At 63.9% G+C, this 9,184-nt stretch carries 9 protein-coding genes; 5 read left to right on the forward strand and 4 right to left on the reverse strand.

Annotated features, from left to right (window positions below):
• Nucleotides 1-2 precede the first annotated feature (2 nt).
• From EGJ22_RS12150 to EGJ22_RS12165, 4 genes are read left to right on the forward strand one after another with little or no spacing between them, the layout of a single operon-like run.
• Nucleotides 3-782 carry a sugar phosphate isomerase/epimerase gene (locus EGJ22_RS12150; RefSeq protein WP_029885113.1) on the forward strand — a complete coding sequence of 260 codons (780 nt, stop codon included), beginning with the start codon at nt 3-5 and terminating at the stop codon, nt 780-782.
• A complete protein-coding gene (locus tag EGJ22_RS12155; RefSeq protein ID WP_029885112.1) occupies nt 775-1,725 on the forward strand; it encodes a sugar kinase in 951 nt (316 codons plus the stop codon). Before EGJ22_RS12150 ends, EGJ22_RS12155 begins: the two co-directional genes overlap by 8 nt.
• Nucleotides 1,726-1,783: 58 nt before the next feature.
• On the forward strand, nt 1,784-3,076 hold the full coding sequence (locus EGJ22_RS12160) for an MFS transporter (RefSeq protein ID WP_009682274.1): 1,293 nt from the start codon (nt 1,784-1,786) through the stop codon (nt 3,074-3,076).
• Between the two features lie 11 nt (nt 3,077-3,087).
• Nucleotides 3,088-4,050, forward strand: a complete 963-nt coding sequence (locus EGJ22_RS12165; RefSeq protein WP_029885111.1) for a D-glycerate dehydrogenase — start codon at nt 3,088-3,090, stop codon at nt 4,048-4,050.
• 33 nt (nt 4,051-4,083) lie between these two features.
• Here EGJ22_RS12165 and EGJ22_RS12170 read toward each other — a convergent pair whose 3' ends face one another.
• From EGJ22_RS12170 to EGJ22_RS12185, 4 genes are all read right to left on the reverse strand, one after another.
• Nucleotides 4,084-5,040, reverse strand: a complete 957-nt coding sequence (locus tag EGJ22_RS12170; RefSeq protein WP_029885110.1) for an endonuclease — start codon at nt 5,038-5,040, stop codon at nt 4,084-4,086.
• Nucleotides 5,041-5,137: 97 nt separating this feature from the next.
• Nucleotides 5,138-6,133, reverse strand: coding sequence for an aldo/keto reductase (locus EGJ22_RS12175; RefSeq protein WP_029885109.1), 996 nt, complete (start codon nt 6,131-6,133; stop codon nt 5,138-5,140).
• A gap of 133 nt (nt 6,134-6,266) precedes the next feature.
• Nucleotides 6,267-7,451 (reverse strand): MFS transporter, encoded by a 1,185-nt coding sequence (locus tag EGJ22_RS12180; RefSeq protein WP_029885108.1) that lies wholly within the window; start codon nt 7,449-7,451, stop codon nt 6,267-6,269.
• A 119-nt stretch (nt 7,452-7,570) separates the two neighbouring features.
• A complete protein-coding gene (locus EGJ22_RS12185; protein WP_009682269.1) occupies nt 7,571-8,452 on the reverse strand; it encodes a LysR family transcriptional regulator in 882 nt (293 codons plus the stop codon).
• A 184-nt stretch (nt 8,453-8,636) separates the two neighbouring features.
• Here EGJ22_RS12185 and EGJ22_RS12190 point away from each other — a divergent pair.
• Nucleotides 8,637-9,184 (forward strand): thiamine pyrophosphate-binding protein (locus tag EGJ22_RS12190; RefSeq protein ID WP_256671861.1); only part of this gene is annotated, 548 nt, incomplete at its 3' end.

Consider the following 9,184-nt stretch of genomic DNA (forward strand, 5'->3'; position numbering starts at 1 on the left):
CAATGTACCCGAACCCCGTTTCCATCAGCCTCTCCAGCTATGGCGCCGACTTTGTCCGGCAACGTGGCCAGGAGCAGTTTCTCGACCTTTTGGCCGCCGCAGGCGTCAGCCGGGTGGAGTTGCGTGAAGAATTGTTCGCCAGTGCACCCGATGCCGCGGCACTGGGTGCCGTGATTGCCGGGTTGGGCATGGAGTGCCTGTATTCGACCCCTCTGGAGCTGTGGACGGCGCAGGGTGTGCTCGACCCTTCGCTGGTGCACAAACTGGACACCGCGCGGGCGCTGGGCGCAGTGGCGCTAAAAGTGTCCCTAGGCCATTTCGATGAACACTGCGACCTTTCGGCCTTGGCGGCGCTGCTGCCAGCGCAGGGGCCGTTGCTGTTGGTGGAAAACGACCAGACCCCGCAAGGCGGCAGAATCTTGCCCCTGCAGCGCTTCTTCGACCAGGCCGATGCATGCGGCTTGAACCTGGGCATGACGTTCGATATCGGTAATTGGCACTGGCAGGGCGAGGTGGCGTTGCACGCTGCCCGGCAACTTGGCCGGTGGGTGCGCTATGTGCATTGTAAGGGCGTACAGCGCCGTGCCGACGGCCGCCTGGTCGCCGTGCCGCCGCAAGCATCAGACCTGCGGGCCTGGGCCGAGCAATTGGCCGAATTCGCCCCTGGGGTGGTACGCGCCGTCGAGTACCCCCTGGCCGGCGACGACCTGTTGGCCCTGACCCGGGCCCAGGTGCACAGCCTGTCGCGGCTGGGTGCTGACCAGGAGGTGGCCCATGCATGAGCATGACGTGCTGTGCTTTGGCGAAACCATGGCCATGTTCGTCGCCGAGCACTGCGGCGACCTGGCCAGTGTCGGGCAGTTCGGCAAGCGTATCGCCGGCGCGGACAGTAACGTGGCCATCGGCCTTGCACGGCTGGGCTTCAAGGTGCGTTGGCTGAGCCGGGTAGGTGACGACTCGCTGGGGCGCTTCGTGCTCGACAGCCTGCGCCGTGAAGGCCTGGACTGTTCGGCGGTGGAAGTGGATGGCCACTGCGCCACCGGCTTCCAGCTCAAGGCCCGTTGCGATGATGGCAGCGATCCCGCGGTCGAATACTTCCGCCGGGGGTCGGCAGCCAGCCGGCTGTCGCCTGCGCTGCTGCAACCTGGCTTGCTGCAAGCGCGCCACCTGCATGCCACGGGCATCCCGCCGGCGCTGTCGGAAAGCTGCCGGGCACTGTCGCACGGGCTGCTCGACGCCATGCGTGCAGCCGGGCGCAGCATCTCGTTCGACCCCAACCTGCGGCCCTCGCTATGGCCGGACCAGGCCAGCATGGTGCGCGAAATCAACGCCCTGGCGAGCAAAGCCGACTGGGTCTTGCCAGGCCTGGAAGAGGGCCGCCTGCTGACGGGCCAGCACAGCCCCGCCGATATCGCAGCGTTCTACCTCGACCAAGGCGTGGAACTGGTGGTGATCAAGCTGGGCGACGCCGGAGCCTACTGGCGCAGTGACAACGGCGAGGGCCAGGTCGCCCCTGTAGCCGTCAGCCGTGTCGTGGACACCGTCGGCGCCGGTGATGCGTTCGCTGTGGGCGTGGTCAGCGCACTGCTCAAGGGGCGCCCAGTGGCAGAAGCGGTGGCGCGTGGCAACTGGTGCGGCAGCCGCGCCGTGCAATCGCGCGGCGACATGGAAGGGCTGCCGCTGCGTCACGAACTGGAGGCCTACGACCTGCGCAGAAGTGCCTGAATGCTTTAACCGGAATCACCTGTTGCCACAAAAACAACAAGCTCAGGAGTCACAGACCATGCAAAGCCAAAAACTGGCACCGCGTCGCTGGTGGTACATCATTCCGATCGTGTTCTTCACCTACAGCCTGGCTTATCTGGACCGCGCCAACTACGGCTTCGCCGCCGCCTCGGGCATGGCCGAAGACCTGCACATCACGCCCGTGCTGTCGTCCTTGCTGGGGGCGTTGTTCTTCCTTGGCTACTTCTTCTTCCAGGTACCTGGGGCCATCTACGCTGAAAAACGCAGCGTGAAGAAGCTGATATTCGTCTGCCTGATCCTCTGGGGCGGTTTGGCCACACTTACCGGGATGGTCAGCAATGTCTACATGCTGATCGGCATCCGCTTCCTGCTGGGCGTGGTCGAGGCCGCAGTGATGCCCGCCATGCTGGTGTACTTGTGCCACTGGTTCACCCGTGCCGAGCGCTCCCGTGCCAACACCTTCCTGATGCTCGGTAACCCGGTCACCATCCTGTGGATGTCGGTAGTGTCAGGTTACCTGATCAAGCATTACGACTGGCGCTGGATGTTCATCATCGAGGGCCTGCCGGCGGTGATCTGGGCGTTCTTCTGGTGGCGCCTGGTGGATGACCGCCCAGCCCAGGTCAGCTGGCTGAGCGCCCAGGAAAAAGCAGACCTGCAACAGGCGCTGGCAGCCGAGCAGCAGGGCATCAAGCCGGTCAAGAACTACCGCGAGGCATTCCGCTCACCGCAGGTGATCATCCTGGCGCTGCAGTACTTCTGCTGGAGCATTGGCGTGTACGGCTTCGTGCTGTGGTTGCCGTCGATCCTCAAGCAGGCGGCCAACGTCGACATTGTGCAGGCCGGCTGGCTGGCTTCGGTGCCCTACCTGGCGGCGGTAGTGGCCATGGTGGGCGTGTCCTGGGCGTCTGACCGCGTGCAAAAGCGCAAGCGCTTCGTGTGGCCGCCGCTGCTGATCGCTGCCGTGGCGTTCTATGGCTCTTATGCCCTGGGCACCGATCACTTCTGGTGGTCGTACGCGCTGCTGGTGGTCGCTGGCGCCTGCATGTACGCGCCCTATGGCCCGTTCTTCGCCATCGTGCCCGAGATACTGCCGGCCAATGTTGCCGGGGGTGCCATGGCGCTGATCAACAGCATGGGGGCGCTGGGCTCTTTCGGCGGCTCCTGGCTGGTGGGCTACCTCAATGGCGCCACGGGTGGGCCTGGCGCCTCGTACCTGTTCATGTGCGGTGCGCTGCTGACTGCCGTGGCGCTGACGGCCGCCCTCAATACCTCCCAGACCTCCGGCCGGGCCAAACGCAATGGCACGCGCCTGGCGCTGAACCCTTAGGAATGACTGCAATGAAAAAACGAATCGTCTTGTACAAGCGCCTTTCCGATGACCTGATGGCGCGCCTGCACGCCCAGGTGGACGTGACCTGGGTGGACATTGCCCAGCCCGATGGCCTGGCGCGCCTTCGCGATGCCTTGCCAGGGGCGCACGGGTTGCTGGGCGCCAGCCTGCGCCTGGACGCCAGCCTGCTCGATTTGGCGCCGCAGCTGGAGGTCGTGTCCAGCGTTTCGGTCGGGGTGGACAACTACGACGTTGCGCAGCTCAGCCGCCGTGGCGTGATGCTGACCAATACCCCGGACGTGCTGACCGAAACCACGGCGGACACCGGTTTCGCCCTGATCCTGGCGACCGCCAGGCGGGTGGTGGAGCTGGCCAACTGGGTGCGTGAAGGCCATTGGCAGGCCAACCTGGGGCCGGCGCATTTTGGCTGTGATGTGCATGGCAAGACGCTGGGCATCGTCGGCATGGGCCGCATTGGCGAAGCGTTGGCCCGGCGTGCTGCCGCAGGCTTTGGCATGCGCGTGCTGTACCACAGCCAGCGCTCCAAGCCCGACGTGGAAGCACGCCACGCTGCGCGCCAGTGCAGCCTGGACGCGCTGTTGCAGCAAGCGGACTTCGTCTGCCTGACGGTACCGCTCAGTGCCAGTACTGAAGGGCTGATCGGTGCGCGTGAGCTGGGGTTGATGAAGCCCGAGGCGATTCTGGTGAACATTTCCCGCGGGCGGGTGGTGGACGAGGCTGCGCTGATCGACGCGTTGCGCGCCAGGCGTATCCGTGGTGCAGGGCTGGATGTGTTCGTGCAGGAGCCGTTGCCGATAGACTCGCCACTGCTGCAGTTGGACAACGTGGTAGCAACCCCGCACATCGGCTCTGCGACCCAGGAAACCCGCCAGGCCATGGCGCGCTGTGCAGTGGACAACCTGCTCAGCGCGCTGGCGGGCGAGCGGCCTGCGAACTTGGTAAACGGCTGATAGAAGGCGGCGCTGTGGCGCGCCCGCGCGCCGTCAGCGGCAGTTACCGGCCTTGCGGTAACCTGCCGCCTGCGCCTCACCTTCGTTGGCGAAACTGACCTGGTTCTTGGCCGCTACCTGGGTGTAGCCGGGGCAACCCACTGCCAGGTGGTAGACGTGGCTGTTGCGGTTGCCCAGCACCGAACCCGGCGCCCCGGCATTGGCCTGGCCCGGCTTGCCTGGTGCCTGGGCGGGCGCCGATTGCGCCACGCCAACCCCGCTGGGTTTGTAATCAGCCGTCCACTTGCGCTGGCCGCTGACGAAAGGGTTGGCATGCCCCATGATCGCGGCGATGCGGCGGTCGCGCTCCTTTTCCCACGCTGACACCGGGTACTGCTTGTCCCAGGCCATCAGCACTTGTTGCTGCTGGCGCGACATGTTCAGGCGATAGCGGTCGTACATGTAGAAGGTGGTACGGGCCACCAGGCCTTTGACTTCGTCACGGGGCTCGGCGGCGCGCTGGGCGAAATCCACCTTGGTGGTGCACTGGCCGTATTCGCCGGCGTTGCCGCTGACCATGCCGTAGTTGAAGTTGCTGCGGTCGCCATTGACCTCACCCACGGCCGGGTACAGGTTGAACAGGTCGGCCTCCATGGCGCGGAACACGGGGTCGCTGTCCACACAATGCTCGCGCCCACCGTTCTTCCAGCATTGGCGCTGGTTGCCGAAGGTATAGGCCGGCACGATGTGTTCCCATTCGGTGCGCTCGGCGCGATTTTGCTGCTTGCGCGTCTGATAGCCGCACGACGCCGCATCGACCCGCCCACCGGACTTGCCGACCCAGGTCCATTTGCAGCCGCAATACAGGTCGCCCATGGCGCTGCTGGCTTGGTCCAGGTACACCTTCTGCTTGGCCACGACCTTGGCCTCGGTGAAGGTGGCAGGGGGTGTGGCCCACGCTGGTAAGCTAAAGGAAAATAGTAGAGTTACGGCATAAAGCAGTGATTTCATGAGAGAAAATATTCAAATGCGAGGACGCGCATTGTAATACTTTCATCGTCATTGGCCAGCACACCGGGCATACCCGGCGTGCTGGCAAAGGCCCACGCTACTTGAAGCCTGCCACCGCGTGCGGGATATACGGCGCCTGCAGCCGTGCCACTTCATCGGCACTGAGCTGCACCGACAGCGCGGCCAGCGCATCATCCAGATGGGCGGGTTTGGAGGCGCCGACGATCGGTGCGCTTACGCCGTTTTTGCCCAACACCCATGCCAGCGCGACCTGGGCCATTGGCACCCCCCGTTCGCCGGCAATCTGCTCGACGACATCGATGACCCGGCCATCCTCGACCTCGGTATCTTTATAGAACGACTGCCCGGACAGGTCGCTACGGGTGCGGTCGGTCTGCTGGCCGTTGGGGCGCGTGAGGCGGCCGCGGGCCATCGGGCTCCAGGGCAACAAGCCCACGCCTTGGTCCAGGCACAGCGGGATCATCTCGCGTTCTTCTTCGCGGTACAGCAGGTTGAGGTGGTTCTGCATCGAAACGAAGCGGCTCCAGCCGTTGCTGGCCGCCACCTGCTGAGCCTTGGCGAACTGCCAGGCATACATCGACGAAGCGCCGATGTAGCGCGCCTTGCCAGCCTTGACCACATCGTGCAGGGCTTCCATGGTTTCCTCGATGGGCGTGTGGTAGTCCCAGCGGTGAATCTGGTACAGGTCCACATAGTCGGTGCCCAGGCGCGTGAGGCTGGCGTCGATACTGGCCATGATCGCCTTGCGGGACAAGCCCTGTTCATTGGGCCGGTGGGTGCCTTGCCCCATGTTCGGTGGGTAGAACACCTTGGTGGCGATGACCGTTTCTTCACGGCGCGTGAAGGCCTTCAGCAGTTTGCCAACGATCACTTCCGACGTGCCGGCAGAGTAGCTGTTGGCAGTGTCGAAGAAGTTGATGCCTTGCTCGACGGCATGGCGAATGATCGGCCGGCTGGCCTCTTCGCCCAAGGTCCAGGGGTGGGTGCCGGCATCCGGTTCGCCGAACGTCATGCAACCCAGGCACAGCCTGGAAATATCCAGGCCGGTGCTACCCAGCTTTACGTATTGCATCGTGATCTCCTAGGAAGGGGAAGGGATGAACCCAGCCTGCGGCTGGTGCTGATGGTAGTGAGTTCAGCAATGGGGAAGGTTCATCGAACGCCGTGTGACGCTGAACCTACCCCTGCCCAGCACCGCTGCCGGGTCAATGCCCACCACGCATCCGCCGGGCGAGCAGGTAGATGCCCAGCCCGACCAGCGCGGTCGCCGCGCCGATGTAGCCGGTGCTGGTCCAGCCCATGCCGGCGGTAATCGCCATACCGCCCAGCCAAGGCCCCAGTGCATTGGCCAGGTTGAACGCGGCATGGTTCGACGCTGCGGCCAGGCTTGGCGCTTCATGGGCAATGTCCATCAAGCGGATCTGCAACGGTGCCGCCAGGGCGATCATGGTGCCCACCAGGCCGATGCCCAGCAGCAGGCTCCAGAGCGCCTGCGCGGCGACGGTGAAGAACAGCAGCACGCCGATCGACCATACCAACACCAACCCCACCGCACGGAACTGCAACCGGTCGAACAGCTTGCCGCCTGCAATGTTGCCAACGATACCGCCCACACCGAAGGCCGCCAGGCCGAACGGAATCCACTGCGGCGCGACCTGGGTCACCTGCAGCATGGTCGGCGCCAGGTAGCTGAATACACAGAACATGCCGGCAAAGCCAATGGCCGCGATGCCCAGTGCCATCCACACTTGCGGCAGGGCAAAGGCGCGCAGTTCCTTGCGTGGGTCGCTGCGCACCTCATCGTGCGGCTGGGGCACAAAGCGCCAGACCAGGGCAATGGTGCACAGGGCGATCACGCCGACCAGCACGAACGCCGAGCGCCAGCCAAGGTACTGGCCGAGGAAGGTGGCTACAGGGTTGCCTAGCAGCATGGCCAGCGTCAGGCCCAGCATCACCCGGGCCACGGCCCCGGCACGCTGGTCCTTGGCAACCATGCTCGAGGCCACCACCGCGGCGATGCCGAAATAGGCACCGTGGGGCAGGCCGCTGATGAAGCGGAAAGCCACCAGGCCGCTGAAGGAAGGGGCGAGGGCGGTGGCCAGGTTGCCCAGCGCATACAGCAGCATCAACAGCAGCAGCATGTGCTTGCGCAGCAGTTTGGCGCCCAGAATCGCCAGGGTCGGCGCACCGACCATGACCCCCAGCGCATAGGCACTGATGGCGTGGCCCACTTGCGGTTCGCTCAACTGCAGGTTGCTGGCAATGTCGGGCATCAGGCCCATGATGGAAAATTCACCGGTACCGATGGCGAAGCTGCCCAGCGCCATGGCGGCTTCCATCTTGGCGACGGCGCTTTTGCTGGGCGGCGGGGGGAGTTGCTGGACTGACATCTGAATCCCTTGTTGGGCCTATGTTGAAACATGCTGAAACGTTCAAGGCGGGATGATAGTCAATCGGTGGGCGCAACGTCGAGGCAGCGCCGCCGCTCAAACCAGGAGCCAGGCGCCGATCAGCGCTCCAGATAATGCGTTTGTGCGGCGAAATCGATGAAGCGTTTGCTGGCCAGCGACAGGTATTCCCCTGAACGCCAGCACAACCTGAAGCTCATCTGCTGTGCCGGGCGGAAGGGTACGCCGACAATGCCCGGTGTACGCTGCTGCACCGAGCGCAGCAGGGTGGCCACGCCCATGTTGTCCAGTGCTGCCTGCACCACCAGCGAGACGAAATTGCTCTGCAGGGCCACTTGGTAGGTAATGCCGTGTTCGGCGAAAAATGCGTCCAGCAGGTGGCGCTGCACGAAGGTCCGGTCGAATACCACCATGTCGGTATTGCGCAGGTCTTCGGCGGTGAGAAATGCCTTGCCGGCATAAGGGTGGTCGGGGTGCATGCACGCCAGCATCTCGTCGCTGCCCAGCAGGATCGACTCCTTGTCCTGCGGTACGCGCCGCGATTCCAGCAACGCCAGGTCGATTTCCCGTTGTTCGAGGCGCTGGCCGATATCGGCGGCGCTGCCCTCGAACACGGTCATGGCGATACCGGGGTACGACTGACGGAACGCGTTCATCAAGCCTGGCACATAGTGCAGGCCGAACATTGGCGGGATACCCAGGCGCACTTCGCCGCGCTTGAGGTCAGCCATGTCGCGCAGCTCCTGCCGGGCCACATCCATTTCGCGCAGGGCCGAGGCTATGCGTGGCAGGAACTGCTCGCCTTCGGCCGTGAGCAGCACCTTGCGGGTGGTGCGGTTGAACAGGGTCACGCCCAGCTCTTCCTCCAGCCGGGTAACCGCCATGCTCAACGCCGGCTGGGCTATGTGCAGGTGTTGCGCTGCTTTGGTGAAGCTGCCTTGCCGGACGATTTCGACGCAGCAACGCAGTGCCTTGAGGTTCATTGGGGCGTACGACCTTTCGTAGTCATTGCATTTATAACGAACTGTGATGCCACGCATCATAACAATATATTTATTATTATTAACCAGAGGGCCTACGATGCGCGGCACTGAGACATCCTGCAACATCTCAGTCACGCAGCCGATCTCGCTGCAATCCCCCAAAGATTTTGAGGTAGTACCCTAAATGGCCAAGGCCGCCGATGTCGTTGTGCAATGTCTGGAAAACGAAGGTGTCGAGTATGTATTCGGCATTCCTGGTGAGGAAAACCTCGACCTGCTCGAATCCCTGCGCAAGTCGAAGATCAAACTGGTACTGACCCGTCACGAGCAGTCTGCAGGCTTCATGGCGGCTACCTACGGTCGCCTGACCGGCAAGACCGGCGTCAGCCTGTCGACCCTCGGCCCGGGTGCCACCAACCTGGTAACGGCCAGCGCCTATGCCTACCTCGGTGGCATGCCGATGATGATGATCACCGGCCAGAAGCCGATCAAGAAGTCCAAGCAGGGCCGCTTCCAGATCATCGACGTGTGCGGCATGATGGACCCCATCACCAAGTACACCCACCAGTTCGCTTCGGCCGACAACATCCCTTCGCGCATGCGTGAAGCCTTCCGCCTGGCTGAGGAAGAAAAGCCGGGTGCCGTGCACCTGGAGCTGCCGGAAGACATCGCCGCCGAGCAGACCGACGCGCTGCCGATCCCGCGCAGCCTGCACCGCCGCCCGCTGGCCGA

Source organism: Pseudomonas sp. p99-361 (assembly GCF_003935475.1).
GTDB lineage: Bacteria > Pseudomonadota > Gammaproteobacteria > Pseudomonadales > Pseudomonadaceae > Aquipseudomonas > Aquipseudomonas juntendi.

Excerpts from the sequence above, each read along its gene's own strand:
- EGJ22_RS12150 (WP_029885113.1), top strand. The coding sequence starts at position 3 with ATGTACCCGAACCCCGTTTCCATCAGCCTCTCCAGCTATGGCGCCGAC.
- EGJ22_RS12155 (WP_029885112.1), top strand. The coding sequence starts at position 775 with ATGCATGAGCATGACGTGCTGTGCTTTGGCGAAACCATGGCCATGTTC.
- EGJ22_RS12160 (WP_009682274.1), top strand. The coding sequence starts at position 1,784 with ATGCAAAGCCAAAAACTGGCACCGCGTCGCTGGTGGTACATCATTCCG.
- EGJ22_RS12165 (WP_029885111.1), top strand. The coding sequence starts at position 3,088 with ATGAAAAAACGAATCGTCTTGTACAAGCGCCTTTCCGATGACCTGATG.
- EGJ22_RS12170 (WP_029885110.1), bottom strand. The coding sequence starts at position 5,040 with ATGAAATCACTGCTTTATGCCGTAACTCTACTATTTTCCTTTAGCTTA.
- EGJ22_RS12175 (WP_029885109.1), bottom strand. The coding sequence starts at position 6,133 with ATGCAATACGTAAAGCTGGGTAGCACCGGCCTGGATATTTCCAGGCTG.
- EGJ22_RS12180 (WP_029885108.1), bottom strand. The coding sequence starts at position 7,451 with ATGTCAGTCCAGCAACTCCCCCCGCCGCCCAGCAAAAGCGCCGTCGCC.
- EGJ22_RS12185 (WP_009682269.1), bottom strand. The coding sequence starts at position 8,452 with ATGAACCTCAAGGCACTGCGTTGCTGCGTCGAAATCGTCCGGCAAGGC.